Annotated in this window: 22 protein-coding genes; 8 read left to right on the top strand and 14 right to left on the bottom strand. The window is 70.7% G+C overall.

Annotated features, from left to right (window positions below; genetic code table 11):
• Positions 1-15 precede the first annotated feature (15 nt).
• The 3 genes from BGO15_RS06415 to BGO15_RS06405 all read right to left on the bottom strand — a co-directional run bounded on the left by BGO15_RS06415 (position 16) and on the right by BGO15_RS06405 (position 2,571).
• Positions 16-327: a thiamine-binding protein gene (locus BGO15_RS06415; protein WP_056206532.1), complete on the bottom strand. Its 312-nt coding sequence runs from the start codon at positions 325-327 to the stop codon at positions 16-18.
• Positions 328-343: 16 nt separating this feature from the next.
• The gene (locus BGO15_RS06410; protein ID WP_056206531.1) at positions 344-1,636 is read right to left on the bottom strand and encodes a DUF2029 domain-containing protein; all 1,293 of its coding nucleotides are present in this window, start codon (positions 1,634-1,636) and stop codon (positions 344-346) included.
• A 65-nt stretch (positions 1,637-1,701) separates the two neighbouring features.
• A complete protein-coding gene (locus BGO15_RS06405) occupies positions 1,702-2,571 on the bottom strand; it encodes an ADP-dependent NAD(P)H-hydrate dehydratase (RefSeq protein WP_056206529.1) in 870 nt (289 codons plus the stop codon).
• Between the two features lie 59 nt (positions 2,572-2,630).
• On the opposite strand from BGO15_RS06405, the gene BGO15_RS06400 reads away from it, so the two are divergent.
• Complete coding sequence (locus BGO15_RS06400) at positions 2,631-3,698, top strand: NADH:flavin oxidoreductase/NADH oxidase (RefSeq protein WP_056206527.1); 1,068 nt, start codon at positions 2,631-2,633, stop codon at positions 3,696-3,698.
• Positions 3,699-3,739: 41 nt separating this feature from the next.
• On the opposite strand, the gene BGO15_RS06395 is transcribed toward BGO15_RS06400, so the two are convergent.
• The 3 genes from BGO15_RS06395 to guaB1 form a co-directional block, all read right to left on the bottom strand.
• Positions 3,740-4,795, bottom strand: coding sequence for a hemolysin family protein (locus tag BGO15_RS06395; RefSeq protein WP_056206525.1), 1,056 nt, complete (start codon positions 4,793-4,795; stop codon positions 3,740-3,742).
• Entirely contained in the window at positions 4,792-6,129 is a 1,338-nt protein-coding gene (locus BGO15_RS06390) for a hemolysin family protein (protein ID WP_056518911.1), read from the bottom strand. The genes BGO15_RS06395 and BGO15_RS06390 overlap by 4 nt, the downstream gene beginning before the upstream one ends.
• 169 nt (positions 6,130-6,298) lie before the next feature.
• Entirely contained in the window at positions 6,299-7,756 is a 1,458-nt protein-coding gene (guaB1, locus tag BGO15_RS06385; protein ID WP_056518913.1) for a GMP reductase, read from the bottom strand.
• Between the two features lie 192 nt (positions 7,757-7,948).
• On the opposite strand from guaB1, the gene BGO15_RS06380 reads away from it, so the two are divergent.
• Positions 7,949-11,650, top strand: a complete 3,702-nt coding sequence (locus BGO15_RS06380) for a multifunctional oxoglutarate decarboxylase/oxoglutarate dehydrogenase thiamine pyrophosphate-binding subunit/dihydrolipoyllysine-residue succinyltransferase subunit (protein ID WP_082486287.1) — start codon at positions 7,949-7,951, stop codon at positions 11,648-11,650.
• A 70-nt stretch (positions 11,651-11,720) separates the two neighbouring features.
• Here BGO15_RS06380 and BGO15_RS06375 read toward each other — a convergent pair whose 3' ends face one another.
• Positions 11,721-11,966, bottom strand: coding sequence for a zf-HC2 domain-containing protein (locus tag BGO15_RS06375; RefSeq protein WP_056518914.1), 246 nt, complete (start codon positions 11,964-11,966; stop codon positions 11,721-11,723).
• Complete coding sequence (locus BGO15_RS06370; protein WP_235557392.1) at positions 11,963-12,562, bottom strand: sigma-70 family RNA polymerase sigma factor; 600 nt, start codon at positions 12,560-12,562, stop codon at positions 11,963-11,965. Before BGO15_RS06370 ends, BGO15_RS06375 begins: the two co-directional genes overlap by 4 nt.
• Positions 12,563-12,679: 117 nt before the next feature.
• Here BGO15_RS06370 and aroA point away from each other — a divergent pair, with 117 nt between their 5' ends.
• From aroA to bcp, 3 genes are all read left to right on the top strand, one after another.
• Positions 12,680-13,996: a 3-phosphoshikimate 1-carboxyvinyltransferase gene (gene aroA, locus BGO15_RS06365; protein WP_056518916.1), complete on the top strand. Its 1,317-nt coding sequence runs from the start codon at positions 12,680-12,682 to the stop codon at positions 13,994-13,996.
• On the top strand, positions 13,993-15,036 hold the full coding sequence (rsgA, locus tag BGO15_RS06360; protein WP_056206523.1) for a ribosome small subunit-dependent GTPase A: 1,044 nt from the start codon (positions 13,993-13,995) through the stop codon (positions 15,034-15,036). Before aroA ends, rsgA begins: the two co-directional genes overlap by 4 nt.
• A 66-nt stretch (positions 15,037-15,102) precedes the next feature.
• Entirely contained in the window at positions 15,103-15,573 is a 471-nt protein-coding gene (bcp, locus tag BGO15_RS06355) for a thioredoxin-dependent thiol peroxidase (RefSeq protein WP_056206521.1), read from the top strand.
• A gap of 105 nt (positions 15,574-15,678) precedes the next feature.
• Here bcp and BGO15_RS06350 read toward each other — a convergent pair whose 3' ends face one another.
• Positions 15,679-16,095: a hypothetical protein gene (locus BGO15_RS06350; protein WP_056206519.1), complete on the bottom strand. Its 417-nt coding sequence runs from the start codon at positions 16,093-16,095 to the stop codon at positions 15,679-15,681.
• 248 nt (positions 16,096-16,343) lie between these two features.
• Here BGO15_RS06350 and BGO15_RS06345 point away from each other — a divergent pair, with 248 nt between their 5' ends.
• Entirely contained in the window at positions 16,344-16,592 is a 249-nt protein-coding gene (locus BGO15_RS06345) for a WhiB family transcriptional regulator (RefSeq protein ID WP_019182239.1), read from the top strand.
• A 43-nt stretch (positions 16,593-16,635) separates the two neighbouring features.
• Here the strand turns inward: BGO15_RS06345 and BGO15_RS06340 are convergent, their stop codons facing one another.
• The 3 genes from BGO15_RS06340 to BGO15_RS06330 are packed head-to-tail and all read right to left on the bottom strand — an operon-like array spanning position 16,636 to position 20,013.
• A complete protein-coding gene (locus BGO15_RS06340) occupies positions 16,636-18,129 on the bottom strand; it encodes a sensor histidine kinase (protein ID WP_056206517.1) in 1,494 nt (497 codons plus the stop codon).
• 1 nt (position 18,130) lies between these two features.
• A complete protein-coding gene (locus tag BGO15_RS06335; protein WP_056206515.1) occupies positions 18,131-19,387 on the bottom strand; it encodes a CpaE/TadZ family protein in 1,257 nt (418 codons plus the stop codon).
• Complete coding sequence (locus BGO15_RS06330; RefSeq protein WP_156454723.1) at positions 19,384-20,013, bottom strand: SAF domain-containing protein; 630 nt, start codon at positions 20,011-20,013, stop codon at positions 19,384-19,386. The genes BGO15_RS06335 and BGO15_RS06330 overlap by 4 nt, the downstream gene beginning before the upstream one ends.
• Positions 20,014-20,115: 102 nt before the next feature.
• On the opposite strand from BGO15_RS06330, the gene BGO15_RS06325 reads away from it, so the two are divergent.
• Entirely contained in the window at positions 20,116-20,397 is a 282-nt protein-coding gene (locus BGO15_RS06325; protein ID WP_045248348.1) for a hypothetical protein, read from the top strand.
• 15 nt (positions 20,398-20,412) lie between these two features.
• Here BGO15_RS06325 and BGO15_RS06320 read toward each other — a convergent pair whose 3' ends face one another.
• Positions 20,413-20,991 carry a hypothetical protein gene (locus BGO15_RS06320; RefSeq protein ID WP_056518918.1) on the bottom strand — a complete coding sequence of 193 codons (579 nt, stop codon included), beginning with the start codon at positions 20,989-20,991 and terminating at the stop codon, positions 20,413-20,415.
• Positions 20,992-21,214: 223 nt separating this feature from the next.
• Between BGO15_RS06320 and BGO15_RS06315 the strand changes: the two genes are divergently transcribed.
• Complete coding sequence (locus BGO15_RS06315) at positions 21,215-21,652, top strand: Rv3235 family protein (protein WP_045248346.1); 438 nt, start codon at positions 21,215-21,217, stop codon at positions 21,650-21,652.
• Between the two features lie 72 nt (positions 21,653-21,724).
• Here the strand turns inward: BGO15_RS06315 and BGO15_RS06310 are convergent, their stop codons facing one another.
• A complete protein-coding gene (locus BGO15_RS06310) occupies positions 21,725-22,951 on the bottom strand; it encodes a pyridoxal phosphate-dependent aminotransferase (protein ID WP_056206511.1) in 1,227 nt (408 codons plus the stop codon).
• Between the last annotated feature and the right edge of the window lie 36 nt (positions 22,952-22,987).

Genomic DNA, 22,987 nt, shown 5'->3' with positions numbered 1-22,987 from the left:
GCGAGGCCCTCGGGTCTACTCCTCAGAGTCGTCGATGGCCCGTTCGAGGCGCTCGATCTTCGCATCGAGCTCACCCGTGTAGCCCGGGCGGATATCGGCCTTCAGCACGAGCGAGACGCGGGACCCGAAGGGCAGCACCGCCTCCGTCGCACGCCGGACGACATCGAAGACGTCGTCCCACTCGCCCTCGATCTCGGTGAACATGCTCGTCGTGCGGTGCGGCAGACCCGAGTCGCGCACGATGCGCACAGCGGCCGCCACCGCATCGTGCACCGAGCCGTCTTCACGACCCGTGCCGCTGGGAGCGACGGAGAACGCGACGAGCATGGTGACCTCCGGAAGATCAGTCGGCGGTGACGGGCGCGGGCGGCACCCGATGGTCGCGGCGGGCAGCGATCTGGGGGTGCACCGGCACGCGGACCAGCAGCACGATCGTCCAGACGAACAGCACCACGAGAAGGATGTTGCGGATGGTCAGCACCAGCAGCGGCCCGAGGTCCACGATGAGGATGTTGAAGTACACCAGCGGATACACGATCTGGGTCGCCAGGGCGATGAGGAGCGCGAGGGTCGCCGGCTTCCACCAGCGCCCGCGATCGAGCACCAGGCCGTATACGAGGGGCGGCACGATCCAGGCGATGTACTGCGGCGAGCCGACCTTGTTCAGCACGATGAACGCGAGCACGAGGCCGAGGGACAGCGACGGGAGCAGCCCGCCGAAGGTCGCGCCGCGGTACTTCTTCCACGCACCCACGCCGGCGACTGCGAGAACACCCACTCCGAGGAGCGGCGTCATCACGCTGATGACCGGGTCGACACCGGGGCCGGTCACATAGAAGGTCAGCAGGTTGGGATCCCACCCGATGCCGGATGTCGGCACGCCCACGTAGTACATCCACAGGTAGATCGAGCTCACCGGCGACTCGATCTGCAGCGAACGCGTGGTCTGGTCCCCCACGAACCCGAACACGTACTGCCCGCCGCCGGCCGCCGCGACCAGCACGACGACGAGCACGGTGACGATCGCCGCAGATGCAGCCACGACCCATCGTCGGTGCAGCGCGATGAGCGCCGCGCCGACCAGCGCGGCCGGCCACACCTTGATCCAGGTCGCGACCGCCAGCAGTGCGGATCCGAGCCAGGGTCGGCGCGCCAGCCACAGGATGCCCGCGACCGACAGCGCCACGGTGACCGCCTCGAGACGGTAGACGTAGACCGGACCGAGCAGCGCGATGAACGCGAGCCAGAACCAGGCTCCCGCGTTGCGCCCGTTCGATCGGCCGCGGCCGATGAGCACCGCGAAAGCGGCGGCATCCAGCAGTGTGACCACGACGGCCCAGCCGATCGTGTACCCGCCGGCCCAGGCGAACAGCCAGGAGGCGAGCATGGGCAAGATCGCCAGCTGTGGGTAGACCCAGCCGGTGTCGATGCCGACGTAGCCGAAGTACGAATCGTGCACGATCCCGGAGTACGCGTCCCGCACGGGGAAGAGTCCGTCGTGGAAGAACGCGCCCGACCACGGTTCGTAGACGTTGTACACGTCGCCCATGGGCTGATTCGGATAGGTGAATCCCAGAATGGCGACGCCGAGGTGCACGACCACGAATGCGATCCAGAGCACCGAACGTTTCGACATCGCGGACCAGTGTACGAGGGGCAACCGTGCCGCTCCCTGTAGAGGACGACGCCCCGCGGGAACCGTTACCGAACGGCAATCCCCCGCGCGAGCGCTTCCCCCACGGCCTCGGGCAGGGCGCGCGCGACGTCGAGCGCGGTGATGGGGCCCGGTCGACCGTTGCCCGCCCGGGATGCCGCGAGCTCGCCGGCGCGCGCGTGGAGCCAGGCGCCCGCGGCCGCCGCATCGAGGAGATCGACGGCGGTGTCTCCCGCGACGCGGCCTGCCATGACGGATGCCGCCACCGCCCCGATCGCGCCGGCGAGTACGTCCCCGGTGCCCGCCGTCGCGAGCCACGGCGTGCCCGCCGCGACGACTCGCACGCGCCCGTCGGGCGCCGCCAGGACGGTGCGCGCGCCCTTGAGCAGCACCACGGCGCCGAGCGCCCGCGCGGTCTCGGATGCCGCTGCCGCCCGGCCGTCATCGCCCTCGATGTCGGTGTGATCGAGACCCAGCTGCGCCCGCAGCCGCGCGAACTCCCGGGCGTGCGGCGTCACGATCACCGGTGCGTGCGCGGCGGGCGCGAGCTCGAGCGCCCCGGCATCGACGACGACCGGCACACTGCCCGCGAGCAGGCGAGTGAGCGTCTCGGTCTCGGCGAACGGCCGGGATGCGGCATCCGTGCCCGACCCCACCACCCACGTGTGGACGCGCCCATCCGCGGTCACCGTCTCGGGTCGCGCAGCGAGAACGAGCTCACGCGCCGGACCGGTGTAGCGGACCATTCCGATTCCCGCCCGCCAGGCGCCCTCGACGCCCAGCACCGCGGCGCCCGGATACGCGAGCGAACCCGTACGCAATCCCACGACACCGCGGGAATACTTGTCATCGGCGTCGGTTGGCCCCCGAAGGACCCGCGCCACCGCGGCGACGTCGACGAAAGCCGAAGCGCTCATGGCGTCACCTTAGCCGCGCGGCTCGATCACCGGCGGTCGCCCGCCCGGAGGAGGACTCGATGAGCACACTGTTCGCACCGCTGACCCTGCGGGGTACCACGCTGCGCAACCGACTGTGGGTGGCGCCCATGTGCCAGTACTCGGCGGTCGACGGGCTCCCGAACGACTGGCACCACGTGCACCTGGCGCAGTTCGCGAGCGGCGGCGCGGGCCTCGTGCTCGCCGAAGCGACCGCCGTGTCGCCCGACGGGCGCATCTCCCCCGCCGATGTCGGCCTCTGGAACGACGCGCAGGCGCAGGCCTGGGCACCGATCGTGGCCGCCGTGCACGCCCGCGGCGCGGCGGTCGGGGTGCAGCTCGCCCATGCCGGCCGGAAGGCGTCGACCTGGCCGCCGTTCGCCCCGCAGCGCGGCACCGTGCCGCCTGCCGACGGCGGCTGGGAGCCGGTCGCCCCCTCGTCGATCGCGTTCGAGGGGCTCGTCGATCCGCGCGAGCTCACGATCGCGGAGATCGACGGCATCGTCGACGACTTCGCGGCGGCGGCCGTCCGGGCCGTCGCGATCGGATTCGACGTGCTCGAGATCCACGCCGCGCACGGCTACCTGCTGCACGAGTTCCTCTCCCCGCTCGCGAACACCCGCACCGACGCCTACGGCGGCTCCCTCGAGAACCGTGCCCGCCTCGTGCTGCGGGTGGTCGAGGCGGTGCGCCGCGCCGCTCCCGACACCGTCGTCTTCGTGCGCTTCTCGGGCACCGACTGGGCACCGGGCGGGCTCGAGGTCGCCGAGGTCGTCGAGGTGGCGCGCTGGAGTGCCGAGCGCGGCGCGGATCTGTTCGACGTGTCCTCCGGCGGGCTCGTGGCCCACCAGCAGATCCCGGTCGGTCCCGGGTATCAGGTGCCGCTCGCCCGGGCGCTGCGCGACGCAGGGCTCCCCGCGGCGGCGGTCGGACTCATCACGGACGGGCCGCAGGCCGAGAGCGTCCTCACCGCCGGCGACGCCGACGCGATCCTCGCCGCCCGCGAGTGGCTGCGCGACCCGCACTTCGGCCTGCGCGCGGCGACCGAGATCGGGGCGGATGTCCCGTGGCCGCCGCAGTACGAACGCGCCCGGCGCCGCACGCACTGAGGGGGCGGGCCTGCGGCCCGCCCCCTCAGTGGTCGTCATCCTCAGCGCGCGCGACGGGTGGCGTCCTCCACCTCACCGACGAGCTCCTCGATGATGTCCTCGAGGAACAGCACCGAGGTGATCTCCGCGTGCGCATCGCGCACGAGAGCCAGGTGGCGTCCGTTTCGCCGCATCGCAGCGAGGGCGTCCTCGAGGTCGGTCGTCTCACGCAGCGACACCATGCGGTGGATGCGCTTGGCCGGGATCGGGCGCGCGACCTTCTCGTCGTCCTCCCCCTCACCCGCGACCCGCAGCACGTCCTTGAGGTGCACGTACCCGGTGGGCTCGCCGGCGTCGTCCACGATCACGTACCGCGAGAAGCCGTGGGTCGCGACGGCCTTCTCGATCTCGGCCGGGGTGACCGAGGTCGGCAACGTCACGAGCTCACCGAGCGGCACCGCCACATCGCCCGCGGTCTTGTCGGTGAACTCCACTGCGGCTGCCACCGTGCCGGCCGAGTCCTCCAGCACGCCTTCTCGACGCGACTGGTCGACGATCGTGGCGACCTCGTCGAGCGTGAACGTCGAGGCGGCCTCGTCCTTGGGCTCGACGCGGAACAGGCGCACGATGTGATTCGCGATCCAGTTGAGGGTGGCGATCACCGGATGGAAGATGCGCGACACCCACACGAGCGGCGTCGCGAGCATGAGCACGGCGCGGTCCGGCACCGAGAACGCGAGGTTCTTCGGCACCATCTCACCGAACACGACGTGCAGGTACGAGACCACCAGCAGGGCGACGATGAACGCGATCACGTCGACGGCCGATTCCTCGAGACCCGTCAGGCCGAGCGGCACCGCCAGGAGGTGGTGGATCGCCGGCTCCGACACGTTCAGGATGAGCAGCGAGCAGATCGTGATGCCGAGCTGACTGGTCGCGAGCATGAGGGTCGCATGCTCCATCGCCCACAGCGCGGTCTTCGCGGAGCGCGAGCCGCGCTCCGCGAGCGGTTCGATCTGGGAGCGGCGCGCAGAGATGACGGCGAATTCAGCGCCGACGAAGAAGGCATTGCCGAGCAGCAGCACGACGAGCCAGGCAAGTCCCGCCCAATCGCTCATCGCGCACCCCCTTCCACAGCAGCCGACTCGTCGACGGCATCGGGTGCGGCATCCGGGGTGAAGGAGAGTCGGTCGACGCGTCGCCCGTCCATGCGGGTCACCGCGAGACTCCCGCCGTCGACCGCCACCGTGTCGCCCACGACCGGGATGCGCTCGAGACCGGCCATCACGAAGCCGGCGACCGTGTCGTAGACGTCGCTCTCGGGCACGACCACACCGGTGCGCTCGCGCAGCTCGTCGGGACGCAGCGACCCGGCGAACGAGACCGAGTCGCGCACGTGCACGATGTCGGCACGGCGGCGATCATGCTCGTCGAGCACCTCGCCGACGATCTCCTCCACGAGGTCCTCGAGGGTGACGACCCCGGCGGTGCCGCCGTACTCGTCCACGACGACGGCCATCTGGTAGCCCCGGGCGCGCAACTCGGAGATCAGCTGATCGAGGTGCACCGTCTCGGGCACCCGCAGCGGCTCGGTCGCGAGCGCCGCGACCGGCACGTCCCGCCGACGCTCGCGCGGAACCGAGACCGCGGCCTTCAGATGCACGATGCCGGTGATGTCGTCGACCGACTCCTGAAAGACCGGGAAGCGAGAGTGTCCGGTCGCGCGGGCGAGTGCGACGACGTCGTCCGCCGTCGCGTCGACGGCGAGCGCGTGCACCCGCGGGCGGGGGGTCATCACGTCTCCCGCCGACAGGCGCGCGAAAGTCAGGGTGCGGTTCAGGAGCGTCGCCGTGTCGGCCTCCAGCACACCCGCGCTCGCCGAGCGCCGCACGAGGCTCGAGAGCTCCTCCGCCGTGCGCGCGCCCGAGAGCTCCTCCTTCGGCTCGATCCCCATGGCGCGCAGCACCTTGTTCGCGCTGCCGTTGAGGAGGGCGATCGCGGGCCGGAACACGGTGGTGAACAGGGTCTGGAACGGGATGACGAGCTTGGCCGTCTGACGCGGCACGGCGAGCGCGAAGTTCTTCGGCACGAGCTCGCCCAGGATCATCGACATCACGGTCGCGAACACGATCGCGATGGTCGCCGCGGTCGCGGTGACCACCCCGTCGGGGAGTCCCCAGCCGGAGAGCACCGGCCGCAGCAGGTTCGAGATCGCCGGCTCCATCGTGTAACCGGTCAGCAACGTCGTCAGCGTGATGCCGAGCTGCGCACTCGACAGGTGCGTCGACGTGAGCTTCAGCGCGCTGATCGTCAGCGCGAGCCGGGACTCGCCGGCGGCCTGTCGCGCCTCGAGGTCGGCGCGGTCGAGGTTGACCAGCGCGAACTCGCTCGCGACGAACAGGCCGGTCCCGACTGTCAGCAGGAGCCCCACGCCCAACATGACGTAATCCATCACGCATCACCTCCTCGCGCGTCAGAGCGGTGGGAGGCGGGTCGGTGGGGCGATCGTCTGCAACTCGGGGGGTCGTCCATAGTGGTTGAAGTCTATGGGCGGCCTGGGACGGCGAGCCCGGCGGATTGCCAGTTTCCGGGGTGGGGCGGATGCCGCGGCATCCGCTCTCTCACCAGCTGACCGGCAGCGCCTTGCCCTCCTCGTATCCGGCGGCCGACTGCAGGCCGACGAGCGCGCGCTCGTGGAACAGCGGCACCGAGCCGGCGCCGGCGTAGGTGAACGAGGACCGCACGCCCGCGGTGATCATGTCGACGAGATCCTCGACGCCCGGGCGCAGCGGGTCGATGTAGATGCGCGATGACGAGATGCCCTCGGCGAACAGCTCCTTGCGGGCGCGCTCGTAGGCATCGAGGCGACCGAAGCGCTCCTGCACGGCCTTCGTCGAGGCCATCCCCCACGACTCCTTGTAGACGCGACCGGCAGCGTCGGTCTCGACGGTGCCGGGGGCTTCGAGCGTGCCCGCGAACCACGAGCCGATCATGACGGATGCCGCGCCCGCCGCCAGCGCCAGCGCGACGTCGCGCGGGTAGCGCACGCCACCGTCGGCCCAGACGTGGGCGCCGTGGGCGCGGGCCGCCTCGGCGGTCTCGAGCACGGCGGAGAACTGCGGGCGTCCGACGGCGGTCATCATGCGGGTGGTGCACATCGCGCCCGGGCCCACGCCGACCTTCAGGATCGTGGCGCCCGCCCCGACGAGGTCGCGCACCCCGTCGGCGCTCACGATGTTGCCGGCGACGATCGGCAGGCCGAGGCCCAGGCCCGACACGGTCTGAAGAGCGCGGAGCATCCCCTCCTGGTGCCCGTGCGCGGTGTCGAGCACGAGCACGTCCACGCCCGCCTCGGCGAGCGCGCGCGCCTTCGCGGCGACGTCGCCGTTGATGCCGACCGCGGCGGCCACGACGAGGCGACCGTCAGCATCGAGCGCCGGCCGGTAGAGCGTTCCGCGCAGGGCGCTGCGCGCGGTGACGGTGCCGACGAGCACGCCGTGGTGCAGCACGCAGATCGTCTCGGCGTCGAGCTCGGCGGCCAGGTCGAACGCGTGGCGGGCATCGGTCACGTCGTCGGCGTCGATCGCGACGGGCCGGCCGCGGGCGAGGTCGCCCAGCTGCGCGTCGGGCAGCGCCGTCGCGAGCCGCGTGGCCGGCACCACGCCCGCGATCTCGTCGATGGTCGGCGCGGAGCCCGCGGCATCCGCCACCACGATGCCGTGGCCGGCGACGGCGGGGAGCTCCCGAAGGGCGTCGGCCACGGTCGCCGACGGCGGCAGGATGCGCGGGCTGTCCCACAGCACCGGCTGCGCCTTCACCCAGCGGATCGCATCGTCGACCCGCTGCAGGGCGAGGTCCTGCGGCAGCACGCCCAGACCCCCGCGGCGCGCGAGGGTGGCGGCGAGGCGCGGACCGGTCACCGAGTTCATGTTCGAGGCGACCAGGGGGATGGTCGCCGATGTGCCGTCGTGCGGCGACAGATCGACGTCGAGACGGCTCGTGATCGCCGACCGGCGCGGCACGAGGAACACATCCGAATAGGTCAGATCGACGAGGGGACGCTCACCCGAGAACTCCATACCCCCAACGGTACTGAGCGCCGCGACAGGATCGGCCGAGTCTTCCTCATAGGAAATGAACAGAGATTCTTCCGCTCCAGCCGCGCGATCCCGGGGCAGGCGGCTCCCGACTGGGCTACGCTTGACACCCGTGCGCGCAGGCCACGATGGCCCGCGGAAAATTCGCAATCTCACGAAAGCGGGCGATCGAACGTGTCGAGCCAGGTGACCGGCGTCGGGCTGTCGAACGACGGAGAGTTCGGGGCCAACGAGTGGCTCGTCGAAGAGCTCTACGAGCAGTTCAAGGTCGACAAGAACTCCGTGGACAAGGCGTGGTGGCCCGTCCTCGAGACCTACCATTCGACGTTGACGACGTCGACGGATGCCGCGGCCCCCGCGGCGCCCGCGGCCCCGCCGGCCGCCGCAGCGCCGGCCGAGCCGAAGCCCGTCACCGCGCCGATCCCGGTCGTGGGAGCCGCGCCCGTCGCGCGAACGACGACGAAGCCGGCGGCGCCGCAGCCGATCCCGGCTCAGGCGCCCGACGTGAAGACGCAGGCTCCGACCGAGTCGGCCGAGGAGGACAAGGTCACCGTCCTCAAGGGCATGACGAAGACCCTCGCGTCGAACATGGACGACTCGCTGTCCGTTCCGACCGCGACGAGCGTGCGCACCGTCCCGGCCAAGCTGATGATCGACAACCGCATCGTCATCAACAACCACATGGCCCGCACCCGCGGCGGCAAGGTGAGCTTCACCCATGTGATCGGCTGGGCCCTGATCCAGGCGCTCAAGGAGTTCCCGAGCCAGAACGTCTTCTACGCCGAGGTCGACGGCAAGCCCGCCGTCGTCGCTCCCGCGCACATCGGCCTCGGCATCGCGATCGACCTGCCCAAGCCCGACGGCACGCGAGCGCTCATGGTGCCGAGCATCAAGCGCGCCGACACCCTGAGCTTCAACGAGTACCTCGTCGCCTATGAGGACCTGGTCAAGCGCGCGCGCGACAACAAGCTGACCGCCGCCGACTTCCAGGGAACCACGATCTCGCTCACCAACCCGGGCGGCATCGGCACCGTGCACTCGGTGCCGCGCCTGATGAAGGGCCAGGGTGCGATCATCGGCGCCGGCGCCCTCGAGTACCCGGCGGAGTTCCAGGGCGCGAGCGAGAAGACGCTCTCTGAGCTGGCGATCGGCAAGACGATCACGCTCACCAGCACCTACGACCACCGCGTCATCCAGGGCGCCGGGTCCGGCGAGTTCCTCAAGAAGGTGCACGAGCTGCTCATCGGGCAGCGCGGGTTCTACGAGAGCATCTTCGCGGCACTGCGCATCCCCTACAGCCCGATCCACTGGAACGCCGACATCAACGTCGACCTGTCCGAGCGCGTCGACAAGACGGCCCGCGTGCAGGAGCTCATCAACGCGTTCCGCGTGCGCGGACACCTCATGGCCGACATCGACCCGCTGGAGTACGTGCAGCGCACGCATCCCGACCTCGAGATCGAATCGCACGGGCTCTCCTTCTGGGATCTCGACCGCGAGTTCGTGACCGGCGGCTTCGGCGGGAAGCGCACGCTCAAGCTCCGGGACATCCTCGGGGTCCTCCGCGACTCGTACTGCCGCACCATCGGCATCGAGTACATGCACATCCAGGACCCGGCCCAGCGCAAGTGGTTCCAGGACAACTGCGAGGTCAAGTACCAGAAGCCCGGCCACGACGAGCAGCTGCGCATCCTCTCGAAGCTCAACGAGGCCGAAGCCTTCGAGACCTTCCTGCAGACCAAGTACGTCGGCCAGAAGCGCTTCAGCCTCGAGGGCGGCGAGTCGCTGATCCCGCTGCTCGACCGGGTGCTGCACGGTGCGGCCGCCGCCGGCCTCGATGGTGCCGCGATCGGCATGGCCCACCGCGGCCGACTCAACGTGCTGACCAACATCGCCGGCAAGACCTATGGCCAGGTGTTCCGCGAGTTCGAGGGCACGTCGCTCCCCGGCAACAAGCTCGGCTCGGGCGACGTCAAGTACCACCTCGGCACGGAGGGCACCTTTGTCTCCGACGAGGGCCACGAGCTCCCCGTCTATCTGGCCGCGAACCCCTCGCACCTCGAGACCGTCGACGGCGTGCTCGAGGGCATCGTGCGCGCCAAGCAGGACCGCGGACCCATCGGCTCGTTCGCGTGGCTTCCGATCCTCGTGCACGGCGACGCGGCCTTCGCGGGCCAGGGCGTCGTCGTCGAGACGCTGCAGATGTCGCAGCTGCGCGGGTACCGCACGGGCGGCACGGTCCACGTGGTCGTCAACAATCAGGTCGGCTTCACCACGCTCCCCATCGACGGACGCACCTCGGTGTACGCGACCGACGTCGCCAAGACCATCCAGGCCCCGATCCTCCACGTGAACGGCGACGACCCCGAGGCCGTCGTGCGCGTGGCCGAGCTGGCCGTCGAGTACCGCCAGACGTTCCACCGCGACATCGTCATCGACATCGTCTGCTATCGCCGACGCGGCCACAACGAGGGCGACGACCCCTCGATGACCCAGCCCCTCATGACGAACCTCATCGAGGCGAAGCGCTCGGTGCGTCGCCTCTACACGGAGGCACTCGTCGGCCGCGGCGACATCACCGAGGACGAGTACGAGCAGGCCAAGCGCGACTTCCAGGACCGCCTGGAGATCGCCTTCGCCGAGACGCACGCCGCCCAGACGGGCGCACAGGGCATCGTGTCGACCACCGCGCTCGTCGAGCCGGCCGTCGGCGAGCCCGACACCACGGGGGTCTCGGCCGACGTCGTGCAGGCCATCGGCAACGCGTTCGTGAACAAGCCCGACGGCTTCACCGTGCACGCCAAGCTCCAGCAGCTTCTCGACAAGCGCGCCGACATGAGCCGCAACGGCGGCATCGACTGGGCCTTCGGCGAGCTCCTCGCCTTCGGCTCGGTTCTCATGGAGGGCACCCCGGTGCGCCTCGCAGGCCAGGACTCGCGCCGCGGCACGTTCGTGCAGCGCCACGCGATGTTCCACGACCGCAGCAACGGCCAGGAGTGGTACCCCCTCGCCAACCTGTCGGAGAACCAGGGACGTCTCTGGATCTACGACTCGCTGCTCAGCGAGTACGCGGCGATGGGCTTCGAGTACGGCTACTCGGTCGAACGCCCCGACGCGCTCGTGCTCTGGGAGGCACAGTTCGGCGATTTCGCGAACGGAGCGCAGTCGGTCATCGACGAGTACCTCTCGGCGGCCGACCAGAAGTGGGGCCAGCAGTCGAGCGTCGTGCTGCTGCTCCCCCACGGTTACGAGGGCGCCGGTCCCGACCACTCGTCGGCACGCATCGAACGCTTCCTGCAGCTGTGCGCACAGGACAACATGACGGTCGCCCGCCCCTCGACGCCTGCGTCGTACTTCCATCTGTTGCGTCGACAGGCCTACGCCCGTCCGCGTCGCCCCCTCGTCGTGTTCACCCCCAAGGCGATGCTGCGTCTGCGCGACGCGGTGAGCCCGGTGGCGGACTTCACCTCGGGTCGGTTCGAGCCGGTGCTCGACGATGACCGCGCGATCGACAAGTCCGTCGTGAAGCGTGTGCTGCTGCACTCCGGCAAGGTGCACTGGGATCTGCGGTCGGAGCTCGAGAAGAACCCGAACCCGGAGATCGCCCTGGTGCGCGTCGAGCAGTTCTACCCGACGCCGGTGTCCGAGCTCAACGCGATCATCGACAGCTACCCGAACGCCCAGCTGGTGTGGGTGCAGGAGGAGCCGGAGAACCAGGGCGCCTGGCCGTTCATCGCCCTGGAGGTCGTGAAGCACCTGCACGGACGCACGATCCGCTCCGTCACCCGTGCCGCCGCGGCGTCCCCCGCTGCCGGATCCGCCAAGGTGCACGCGGTCGAGCAGGCCAAGCTCATCGAGAAGGCCCTGACTCTCTGAGAGGGCCGTCACAAACAACGAAGCCCGCGGACGCACCCTGAGGTGCGGCATCCGCGGGCTTCGTCGTTTGTCAGTGGTGTGTCGCCTGGGCCGCGCGCAGCTGCGTCAGCACGAGGTCGCGCAACTCCTCCGGGGCCGACTCGCGGCATGCGCGGGCGACGACGTCCGTCAGGGTGCGGGCCACCAGCGCCTCGTCGGAGCAGGCAGGGCAGCTCTCGAGGTGCTGCCGGATGTCGGCGTGCTCGGTGCTGCACACCTCGTTGCGGAGGTACTCCTCCAGGTCACGCCGCGCTTTGTCGCAGCCGCAATCGCTCATTTCCCCACTCCCGGTGCCGCGGAGCCGATGCCCCGCTCCTGTGCATAGTCGGCCAACAGGTCGCGCAGCATGCGCCTGCCACGATGCAGGCGGCTCATGACCGTGCCGATCGGCGTCTTCATAATGTCCGCGATCTCCTGATACGCGAACCCCTCCACATCGGCCAGATACACGGCCAGGCGGAAGTCCTCCGGGATCGACTGCAGCGCCTCTTTGACGACGGATGCCGGCATCCGGTCGATGGCCTCGGCCTCCGCCGAGCGGGAGCTCGTCGCGGTCGTCGACTCCGCGCCGCCGAGCTGCCAATCCTCGAGTTCGTCGATCGTGCCCTGATAGGGCTCGCGCTGCTTCTTCCGGTACGTGTTGATGTAGCTGTTGGTCAGGATGCGGTAGAGCCACGCCTTGAGGTTGGTTCCCTGCGTGAACGTCGCCCACGAGGCGAACGCCTTCACGAAGGTCTCCTGCACGAGATCGGCCGCGTCCGCAGGGTTGCGCGTCATCCGCATCGCCGCCGCGTACAGCTGGTCCATGAACGGCAGCGCCTGCTCCTCGAATTGGGTGCGCGCTTCCTCGGTGGTCGTCGCCTGCTCGGTCATCAGCGCAAAGTCTACGTCGGCGGCTTCCGGCGCACCCGTCGTGCGCTCGAGCATCGCGAGCATGCATCCTCCTTGCGCCCCGGGACCGATGCGAGGCGTTCAGTAGGCTAGAAACCGATGAGCGCGCCCAGCTATTCCCCAGCGTCACCGCCGTGGCCTGCGCCCGCGGCCGGTCGGCCGGTGACGGCGACCGTGAGCGTGCCGGGTTCCAAATCGCTCACGAACCGCGAGCTCGTGCTGGCGGCGCTCGCTGACGGCCCCGCGCTCGTCACGGCGCCGCTCCCGTCCGACGACTCCGCGCGCATGATCGATGCGATCGCGGCGCTCGGCGTCGGAGTCGCCAGCGTGCCCGGCTCGGGCCGGTTCGGCGACGATCTGCGCATCACCCCCGCCCGGCTCCACGGCGGTTCGATCGATTGCGGTCAGGCCGGCACCGTCATGCGCTTCATCGCACCCGTGGCCGGCCTCGCAGAGGGTGCCGTGCACCTCACGGCGCATCACAGCGCACTGCACCGCCCCATGGGTCCCCTGATCGAGGCGCTGCGCTCCCTCGGCCTCACCGTCGACGACGGCGGAACAGGGGCCCTTCCCTTCACGGTGCACGGCACCGGCTCGGTGCGAGGCGGCCGGCTCGAGATCGATGCGAGCGCGTCGAGCCAGTTCGTCTCGGGTCTGCTGCTGTCGGCCGCCCGATTCGATGAGGGCCTGCACCTCGTGCACCGGGGCGAGCGTGTGCCGAGCCTCCCCCACATCGAGATGACGCTCGCGTCGCTGCGTCACCGCGGCGTCGAGACCTCCTCCCCGCGAGAGGGCGAGTGGGTCGTCGCTCCCGGGCCGATCAGAGCGATGGATGTCGCGATCGAACCCGATCTCTCCAACGCGGCCCCCTTCCTCGCGACCGCGGTCGTGACCGGCGGCGAGGTGACGGTCACGGGGTGGCCGGAGGCATCCACTCAGCCCGGGCACCTGCTGCCCGAGCTTCTGGCGGCGTTCGGCGCCACCGCCACGATCGCGGGTGACGCCCTGACCGTCACGGGAACGGGCACGATCGACGGCGCCGACCTCGATCTGAGCGCGGTGGGCGAGCTCGCCCCCACACTCGTCGGCATCGCGGCGCTCGCCTCGTCGCCGTCGCGGTTCCGCGGGATCGGACACCTGCGCGGGCACGAGACCGACCGTCTCGCCGCGCTCGTGGCGAACCTCGCCGCGATCGGGGTGACGGCCTACGAGCGTCCCGACGGCATCGAGGTGCACCCCGGCGCCGCGCACGGCGGACTCTGGCGGGCGTTCCACGACCACCGCCTCGCGACGACCGGCGCACTGCTGGGCCTCGTCGTCGACGGTGTCGAGGTCGACGACATCGGAGCCACGGCCAAGACCCTCCCCCAGTTCGTCGACCTGTGGGCGGACATGCTCACGACGGAGCGCCCGTGAGCTGGCTCGACGACATCGACGACGATGACGAGCCCGCCTTCGACGAGAGCGACGTGCGGGTGCGGCCGAACCCCAAGGGCAACCGGCCGCGCACGAAGCGACGCCCCGCGCACGCGGATGCGGTGATCGCCCGCGTGCTGGGTGTGGACCGTGGGCGCTACACCGTGCTGATCGACGAGGACGGGCCGACCGAGCACGAGGCCCTCGCCGCCCGTGCGCGCGAATTGCGCTCGCAGCCGATCGTGACGGGCGACCGAGCCCGCGTCGTCGGAGATGTGAGCGGTGATGAGGGCACCCTGTCGCGCATCGTCGGCATCGAACCGCGCACGACGCTCCTGCGCCGCAGCGCCGACGACACCGATCAGGTCGAGCGGGTGATCGTCGCCAACGCCGACCAGATGGTCGTCGTTGTCGCCGCCGCTGATCCCGAGCCGCGCCCGCGTCTGGTCGACCGGTATCTGGTCGCAGCCCTCGACGCGGGCATCCGTCCGCTGCTCGTGGTCACGAAGACCGACCTGTCCGACCCGACGGACTTCCTCGCCCATTTCGAGGGGCTCGACCTCACGGTGTTCACGAGTGCCCGCGACGATCTGCCCGTCGCCGCCATCGGAGGCGAACTCGTCGGTTCCAGCACGGTGTTCGTGGGGCACTCCGGCGTGGGCAAATCCACGCTCGTGAACGCCCTCGTGCCGTCGGCGCAGCGCGCGACGGGTCACGTGAACGACGTCACGGGCCGCGGACGACACACCTCGAGCTCGACCGTCTCGCTCCGCTACGCCGGCGACGACGGCCGCGGCTGGGTCATCGACACCCCGGGAGTGCGTTCCTTCGGCCTCGGCCACGTGGATCCGGCCCACATCCTGCAGGCGTTCACCGATCTCGCCGAGATCGCGGCGGACTGCCCGCGCGGCTGCACCCACCTTCCCGATGCACCCGACTGCGCCATCATCGAGGCCGTCGCCGACGGGCGCCTCGGCGAGTCCGGAGCGGCCCGCCTGGACTCCCTCCAGCGCCTGCTCGAGACCTTCTCCGACCGCTGACGGTACGAAGACACCGGATGCCGCACCCCGGCGCCGCGCGGCATCCGGCGCCCGTAGGCTGGGGGCATGACGCAGCTTCAGCCCGGCGACGCCGCACCCGATTTCACGCTCGAGGATCAGAACGGCCGGTCCGTGTCGCTGAGCGGGCTGCGCGGTCGCACCGTGGTGGTCTACTTCTACCCGGCCGCCATGACGCCCGGCTGCACGACGCAGGCGTGCGACTTCCGGGACAGCCTGTCGTCGCTGCAGGGCGCCGGCATCGAGGTGCTCGGCGTCTCGCGCGACAGCGTCGCGAAGCTCGCCGAGTTCGCCGAGCGCGACGGGCTGACCTTCCCGCTGCTGAGCGACCCCGACCACGCCGTCCACGACACGTACGGGGCCTGGGGCGAGAAGATGAACTACGGCAAGGTCGTCGAGGGCGTGCTGCGCTCGACGTTCGTCGTCGGTCCCGACGGGCACCTGACCCACGCGCTCTACAACGTCAAGGCGACCGGACACGTGGCTCGCCTGCGCGGGCTCCTCGGTCTCGCGGCCTGAGCGCCGGGGGACCGCACGCCCCTCGCGGCGCAGAGCGACGACGGCGCGCTGCGCCGTGACGCCCGCACCGCGCCGCGCCGCGCCGACGGCACGCGAGGTCAGGCGTCAGCGGCGCGGCGACTCGTCGGATGCGACATCGAGCTCACGCCGGCGCCGCGCCGACTCGCGGGCGGCGAGCACGACGACCACGAACACGATCGCGGCCGGGATGCCGATCTCGACGCCGACGATCGGATGCGCGAACGTGCCCGTGGCCGCGCCGAGCGCGACGGCGACGACGAGGAGCTGGGTGACGATCGCACCGGAGCGCCCCCACGATCGATCGACCCACGTCGCGACCCCGAACGCGGCGACCGCGACGGCGCCCAGCACGATGAGCACGAGAAGCGCGATCGAGCTCGTCAGCGAGTCCGCGTCACCACCGATCAGCGCACTGATCTGCCACCCTGCGAGAGCGAGCAGAGCGACCGCTTCGAGACACACCAGCACCCCCGCGGCGACGGCGAACGGCTGCGGGCGCATGCATCCTCCTGAATGTTCCTGACGGTCGGATCCGCACCATCGCGCGCGTCTCGACTCGGACACGATCGCGTATGAGAGCCGGGAAACCCTTGATCAGGCTCAACCGTTGTGGAACGATAGACCTTTGTGTGATCCCACAGCGGCGTGGGGCGAGACAGATCTCGCACAACACTCAGGGTAACGGACTCGATTCGGCCCTGCGGAACCCACCCGAACTTCCTCCCCCGCTGTCATAGGAGCAACACAGTATGGATTGGCGTGACAAAGCCGCGTGCCTGACGGTCGACCCCGAGCTCTTCTTCCCGGTCGGCAACACCGGACCCGCCGTCGACCAGATCGAGAAGGCCAAGTCCGTGTGCGCGCGGTGCACCGTCACCGAGATCTGCCTGCAGTACGCCCTCGAGAGCGGCCAGGACTCGGGCGTCTGGGGCGGCCTGAGCGAGGACGAGCGTCGTGCGCTGAAGCGCCGCGCCGCCCGCGCCCGTCGCGCTTCCTGACCGCGCGCTCGCGACAGAGCGGATGCCGCGGCATCCGCTCTGCTCAGACGTCCCGTTCGATGTAGCGCAGCGGGATGTCGATGGTCACCTCGGTGCCGCTGCCCATGAGGGTGTGCCAGTCGATCGTGCCGCCGAGCTCGCCCTGGATGAGGGTGCGCACGATCTGCGTGCCGAGCCCGCGTCCGACCTGACCCTCGGGCAGACCGACTCCGGTGTCGCGGACGCGCACTTCGAGTCGCTCGTCGGTGCGATCCGCGCGGATCTCCACCTCGCCCTCCTCACGGTCGGCGAGACCGTGCTCGACGGCGTTCGTGACGAGTTCGGTGAGCGCCAGAGCGAGCGGCGTCGCGTACTCGCTCGGCAGGCGCCCGAAGGATCCTGTCGTCTTCGTGCGCGCGCGGGTGTTGGGGGCCGCTGCCACTTCGGCGACGAGCTTGAGCACACGGTGGAAGACATCGTCGAAGTCGACGTTCTGCGCGAGACCCTCCGACAGCGTGTCGTGCACGACCGCGATGGCGGCGACGCGGCGAGTCGCGTGGCTGAGCGCCTCTCGTGCCTCGTCGGAGTACGTGCGTCGCGCCTGGATGCGCAGCAGTGAGGCGACCGTCTGCAGGTTGTTCTTCACCCGGTGATGGATCTCGCGGATGGTCGCATCCTTCGTGATGAGCTCCTGCTCCTGGTGACGCATCTCGGTGACGTCGCGGCACAGCACGATCGCGCCGATGCGCACGCCGTGGTCACGGAGCGGGATCGCACGGAGTGAGACCGTCACCCCTCGCGCCTCGATGTCGGTGCGCCACGGCGCCCGACCCGTCACGACGACGGGCAGGCTCTCGTCGAACTGCCGCTTCGCCGGCAGGATCTGCGTGACGACTTCGACGAGCGACTCGCCTTCGAGCTCGTCGTCGAAGCCCATGCGGTTGAACGCGGAGAGGGCGTTGGGGCTCGCAAAGGTCGTGACGCCGTCGACGTCGATCCGGATGAGCCCGTCGGGAGCGCGCGGTGCGCCTCGACGCGGCGAGGTGGGGGCGCTGAGGTCGGGGAACTCCCCCCACGCGACCATCCCGAACAGATCGTCCGCACAGTCGTTGAAGGTGATCTGCTGACGCGAGGGCGTACGGGCCTCGCCGAGGTTGGTGTGCCGGGTGAGCACGCCGATCACGCGCGGCGCGGCACCGGCGGCCGTTGTGCCGCGCACGATCGGCACCGCACGCACGCGCGTGGGAGTCTCCTCGAACCAGTCCGGTGACGCGGAGTCGACGATCCGGGCCTCGGCGAACGCGTCGCGGATCTGCGTGCGCCACTGCGGCCGCACCCGGTCGCCGACGATGTCACGGTAGAAGAGCGTCGCTGCCGAGCTCGGCCGGGTGTGGGCGACCGCGATGAAGGATTCGTCTTCCGTCGGCACCCAGATCACGATGTCGGCGAATGCCAGGTCGGCGAGCAGCTGCCCGTCTCCGGCGAGGCGATGAAGCCACTCGATATCGGCGGCGTCGTGGACGCCATGGGCCGTGACCAGATCGCTGAGGGTCGACACCTCACCAGCCTACGGCCCCGGCCGCCTCCTCCCGGTGGGGTGCGTGGAGGGCGACCCACGGCGCGAGGCGCGCACCGACAGCGCGTCGCACGGCCTGGACGAGGGCCGAACGGGGCGATGTCGCGGCGACCGGCCGCGCGAGCAGCAGCGCCCGATCGGCGGCGCGGCGGTCGTCGGGCAGGAAGGCGAGGTCACGGATGCCGAGATAGCGCTCGAGCGTGGAGCGCACCTGCCCCCGGGCGTCGACGCCGATCACGCCGCTGCGGACGCGGTTCGCGACCACCACGATGGGTGCGGCGCCCACACTCTCGTGCAGCTGATCGTAGGCGGCGACGAACCGCGAGACGCCGACCGGGTCTGCTGCGCAGACCGCCACGACGGCGTCGGCGCCGGCGAGCACGGCGAGGGCGGCCTGGTTGCGTCTCGGTCCGTCGATGACGTCGCTGACGATCTCCTCGTCACGCTCGAGTGGCGCCGCGATGTCGACGACGGTCGCGTCGGCCCAGGTGCGGCACGCGGCGAGCACCCCGGTGACGCGGGGCGCGGCGAGCTCGGGCCAGCGTGCGACACGGTTGATGCCCACGAGCACGTCGACCTCGCCGTCGGGGACATCGACGGCGATTGCGACCCGTTCGAGCTCGGCCGCGTCGACGCCGCCTTGGTCGTGCTGACGGCACGCGGCGGCGAGACCCGGGCCGTCGACAGGGAGCCCCAGCGCAACGGCGACACTCGGCGCGTGCGCATCGGCGTCGACGAGCGCGACCCGACGGTGGCCCCGCGCGAGCTCGGCGGCCACCTCGATGGCCACTGTGGTGCGACCGGGGGCTCCCGCGGGCCCCCAGACGGCGATCACGGGATGTATCGCGCTCGCAGCCGCGGGAAGAGCAGGCGTTGCGGCGAGCGCGGCGACGACCTCCTCCGCGTCGGCGTCCGCGGGCAGCGGCTCTCTCAGCCCGTACGAAGCGCACAGTCGCGCGAGGGCGACCCCGCGGCCGAGGGGAAGGATGCGCACGCCGAACCGATCGGCGAGGTCGACCGCGGGCCGGGTGAGCGTTCGACGGTCGCCGTCGAGCACGAGCGCGTCGGCGACCCCGAGCAGCTCGGCGACGGGATCATCGCCGACGCCCTGACCGAGCCGGCGCGCCGTGTGGTCGAGCGCACCGGGAGCGACGATGGCGATCACCGTCACCCCCTCCCGGCGGAGGTCGGCGGCCAGAGACTGCGCCCGGGGCTCGGAGAGCGCGAGAACGACGTTCACGGCGCACCGCCCGACGCCGGAACCACCGTGACCCGCGCGTCGTTGGCTGTCGCGGCGAGCACGTCGACGAGATCCGCCCGTGGCACCGAGACCTCGACGGCCGACCCCTGGCGGGATACCACCGCGTCGGAAGCGGGCAGCGCCACCACGATCGCTCCCGCGACCAGGATGCGCGGAGTGTCGTAGCCGCCGCCCTCGATCGCGGGTGCGGCCCAGACATCCACCGTCGATCCCACGCGCACCTCGCCCGGCAGGTCTCCCGCGGCGCGCAGCACGACCGTCGTCGCTGTGGCGCGCTCGGGTGCGCCGACGGCGGTGCGATGCACGAGCTCGCCGACCTCGATCGTGCGCGTCGCGACAGCGTCGGCGGCGAGGGTGTCGGCGAGGACGTAGGCATCGACACCGCTTCCGAGCACGACCTCCGCCGTCGTCGTGGCGTCGGCGCCGACAGCCTCGCCCGGGAGGATCGTCCGGGCCGCGACGAGCACGGTCGTCGACTGCCGCGCCGCGGCGATGACTCCCCAGACGCCGGCCACCGAGGCGAGCACGAGAGCGATGCCGAGCACGAGGCGAAGGTCGATGCGCGCTGTGCGGCGGGGGCCTCTGGCTGATCGGTCGGACGGCATGCGCACCATGGTCACGCAGGCCGGCGGGGTGCGACATCCGTTTTCCACAGTGCGCGCGAGCGGACGGCCCGGCCGGCGCCGGCGACGCGGATAATGGTGCTCATGCCCGAGTCTGCCCGACCTGGGGCGCGTCTGATCGCCCCCGCACAGGTCGCGTCGGCGCTGTCACTCAGCGTCGACGAGGTGATCGCTCTGGTCATCGACGGGCAACTGCGGGGCACGCGCGTCGGGGTTCCGGCGCAGTGGCGTGTGGAGGAGGACAGCGTCACCGATTACCTCGACGACCGCGCCGAGGAGTCCCGCCGCATGGCGCTGTGGCGGGAGTCGAACGCGGCGAGCTTCCCGGAGCTGTGGGGCAGCGGGCGGGTACGCAACCCCGACTGAGTCGGTCGGCCATCGTCAGAGGTCGAGGTCGCCGACGACCCGCGCGAGTCGCACCAGAGGGACGACACGGATGTCGCCCACCGCCTCGCGGCGAGACTGACCGGCGTCGTGCACGGCGAGGTCGAGATGGTCCGTGCCGACGCGATCGATCGTTCCGGTGACGATGTTCCCGTCGAGATCCCAGACCCGCACCCCCACCCGGCGGCGGCCGAGCTCACGCAGCATCCATGCAAGGCCCATCCGGGCGCGGAGGGGTCGGGGGGCGCTGATCTCGCGCACGCTGTCGGCGATGGTCACAGCCGGCAGGTCGATGCGGACGATCGCCCCGACCGCGACGAGCGAGAGAGCGGATGACTCGTCCTCGATCGCCGCCCAGTCGGGGCCGGCGAGCACGAGGCGGCCTCGCACCGGCGCCGCACCCGCCAGCCACAGCGCTACCGCGGCGCGCACCTCCGCGAGAGCGGAGAGTCGGTCGGTGAGGGCGAGCTCGGCGATGCGGACGCGCTCGGTCTCCGTGGCCGCGAGACGGCGCTCGGCCTGCGCCTGCGCGGCGAACTGCAGCTCGAGCTCGGAGAGGAACGGGTCCCAGGTCACCCGCGCACGCTAGCGGCCGCGGGCGCCGGGAAGGCCGCGGCATCCACAGTCGAGCCGCCCCGACACGTGCGCGCAGCAGCGCCGGACGCGCCCACGACGGCCTCTATGAGAGGACTCTCATCGACAAAGGCGCCACATGAGAGCACTCTCATCCACTCTATGAATCGCCTGTGCTCAACTGAAAACGACCAGCAGTTACCCCCGTTTCATGAGCGAGGTCGAGATGGCGATCACCTTCACCGGCGCACGACGCGCCGCTCCCCCGGCAGGCCGCGTCGACGCGGGCGACGACTTCGCCCCACGCCCCACGAGCGCCGCCGAGCTGCCGGCGCCGGAGCCGATCCTGCACAACCTGTCGGTCGGAGTGCTCGAAGTGTTCGCGGGAGTGCGCGACGTCGAGCAACTCGCGCGCTGGCTCACCGAAGACGCCTACCGCAAGCTGCTGACCCGCGCCAACCTGGCGGCCCGCGCCCGCAGCGCCCGCGGCGTCGCGCCGAGCCGCCCCGTGCACAACATCATCCGCGTGCACCAGTCGAGCCCTGCCGACGGCGTCGTCGAGGGCGTCGTGATCGTGCGAGGCCCCGCCCGCACCCGGGCGATCGCCCTTCGACTCGAAGGCGTCGACCACCGCTGGCGTGCGACTTCGCTCGCGCTCCTCTGAACGACGATCACCCCCGTCGCTCTTCCGCGGCGCCCCGGCTCGGCCATCGCCGGCCCCGAGGGCGCCGCGCCGTCACTGGCGGTACGACGAGAGGAAGTTGCCGAGCCGCTCGATCGCCTCGACCAGCACGCGTGTCTCCGGAAGCGTCACAATGCGGAAGTGATCAGGGTCGGGCCAGTTGAATCCCGTGCCCTGCACGAGCAGCACGTGCTCGGCGACGAGGAAGTCGTAGACGAACTTCGCATCGTCGTGGATCTCGTGCACCTCGGGATCGAGGCGCGGGAACGCGTAGAGCGCACCGGCCGGCTTCACGCAGCTCACGCCGGGGATCGACTCGAGCGCCTGCCACGCGGCATCCCTCTGCTCGTGGAGTCGCCCCGCCGGGGCGATCAGCGCGTCGATCGACTGCACTCCGGACAACGCCGCCTGCACGGCATACTGCGCGGGGACGTTCGGGCACAGCCGGGTGGACGCGAGCAGCGTGATGCCCTCGAGGAAGCCCGCTGCGTGAGACTTGGGACCGGTGATCACGAGCCAGCCCGAGCGATAACCGGCGACACGGTAGGTCTTGGAGAGGCCGTTGAACGTCAGGCAGAGCAGGTCGGGGGCAAGAGTCGCGAGCGGCGTGTGCACCGCATCGTCGAAAAGGATGCGGTCGTAGATCTCGTCGGCCAGCAGCAGGAGGGAGTGCTCCCGGGCGACCTCGACGATCTGGGAGAGCAGCTCGGGCGAGTAGACCGCACCCGTGGGGTTGTTCGGATTGATGACGACGATCGCCTTCGTGCGCGGCGTGACCTTCGCGCGGATGTCGTCGATGTCGGGCTGCCAGCCGTTCTGCTCGTCGCAGCGGTAGTGCACGGGTGAGCCGCCGCCGAGGCTCGTCATCGCCGTCCACAGCGGGTAGTCGGGGCTCGGGATGAGCACCTCGTCGCCCTCGTCGAGCAGCGCCTGCATCGTCATGGTGATCAGCTCGGAGACCCCGTTGCCGAGATAGACGTCGTCGGGATCGACGTGCGGGAACCCCGGCACCTGCTCGTAGCGCGAGACGATGGCGCGGCGGGCGGACAGGATGCCGCGGCTCTCGGAGTAGCCGTGCGCGTGCGGTACGGCCTCGATCATGTCGCGCACGATCTGGTACGGCGCCTCGAACCCGAACGTGGCCGGGTTGCCCGTGTTCAGCTTCAGGATGCGGTGGCCGTCGGCCTCGAGCCGGTCGGCCTCGACGAGGGCCTGACCACGGATCTCGTAGAGGACATCCTTGAGTTTGCGGGACTGATCGAGGGGGCGAAGCGGGCTCACCGGTTCAGGATAGACCCGACCCCGACAAGCCAATCG

The organism is Microbacterium sp. 71-23, assembly GCF_001897265.1.
GTDB lineage: Bacteria > Actinomycetota > Actinomycetes > Actinomycetales > Microbacteriaceae > Microbacterium > Microbacterium ginsengisoli.
This window is presented reverse-complemented; position numbering and strand designations above follow the sequence as displayed.

Excerpts from the sequence above, each read along its gene's own strand:
- BGO15_RS06415 (WP_056206532.1), bottom strand. The coding sequence starts at position 327 with ATGCTCGTCGCGTTCTCCGTCGCTCCCAGCGGCACGGGTCGTGAAGAC.
- BGO15_RS06410 (WP_056206531.1), bottom strand. The coding sequence starts at position 1,636 with ATGTCGAAACGTTCGGTGCTCTGGATCGCATTCGTGGTCGTGCACCTC.
- BGO15_RS06405 (WP_056206529.1), bottom strand. The coding sequence starts at position 2,571 with ATGAGCGCTTCGGCTTTCGTCGACGTCGCCGCGGTGGCGCGGGTCCTT.
- BGO15_RS06400 (WP_056206527.1), top strand. The coding sequence starts at position 2,631 with ATGAGCACACTGTTCGCACCGCTGACCCTGCGGGGTACCACGCTGCGC.
- BGO15_RS06395 (WP_056206525.1), bottom strand. The coding sequence starts at position 4,795 with ATGAGCGATTGGGCGGGACTTGCCTGGCTCGTCGTGCTGCTGCTCGGC.
- BGO15_RS06390 (WP_056518911.1), bottom strand. The coding sequence starts at position 6,129 with ATGGATTACGTCATGTTGGGCGTGGGGCTCCTGCTGACAGTCGGGACC.
- guaB1 (WP_056518913.1), bottom strand. The coding sequence starts at position 7,756 with ATGGAGTTCTCGGGTGAGCGTCCCCTCGTCGATCTGACCTATTCGGAT.
- BGO15_RS06375 (WP_056518914.1), bottom strand. The coding sequence starts at position 11,966 with ATGAGCGATTGCGGCTGCGACAAAGCGCGGCGTGACCTGGAGGAGTAC.
- BGO15_RS06370 (WP_235557392.1), bottom strand. The coding sequence starts at position 12,562 with ATGACCGAGCAGGCGACGACCACCGAGGAAGCGCGCACCCAATTCGAG.
- aroA (WP_056518916.1), top strand. The coding sequence starts at position 12,680 with ATGAGCGCGCCCAGCTATTCCCCAGCGTCACCGCCGTGGCCTGCGCCC.
- bcp (WP_056206521.1), top strand. The coding sequence starts at position 15,103 with ATGACGCAGCTTCAGCCCGGCGACGCCGCACCCGATTTCACGCTCGAG.
- BGO15_RS06350 (WP_056206519.1), bottom strand. The coding sequence starts at position 16,095 with ATGCGCCCGCAGCCGTTCGCCGTCGCCGCGGGGGTGCTGGTGTGTCTC.
- BGO15_RS06345 (WP_019182239.1), top strand. The coding sequence starts at position 16,344 with ATGGATTGGCGTGACAAAGCCGCGTGCCTGACGGTCGACCCCGAGCTC.
- BGO15_RS06330 (WP_156454723.1), bottom strand. The coding sequence starts at position 20,013 with ATGCCGTCCGACCGATCAGCCAGAGGCCCCCGCCGCACAGCGCGCATC.
- BGO15_RS06325 (WP_045248348.1), top strand. The coding sequence starts at position 20,116 with ATGCCCGAGTCTGCCCGACCTGGGGCGCGTCTGATCGCCCCCGCACAG.
- BGO15_RS06315 (WP_045248346.1), top strand. The coding sequence starts at position 21,215 with ATGGCGATCACCTTCACCGGCGCACGACGCGCCGCTCCCCCGGCAGGC.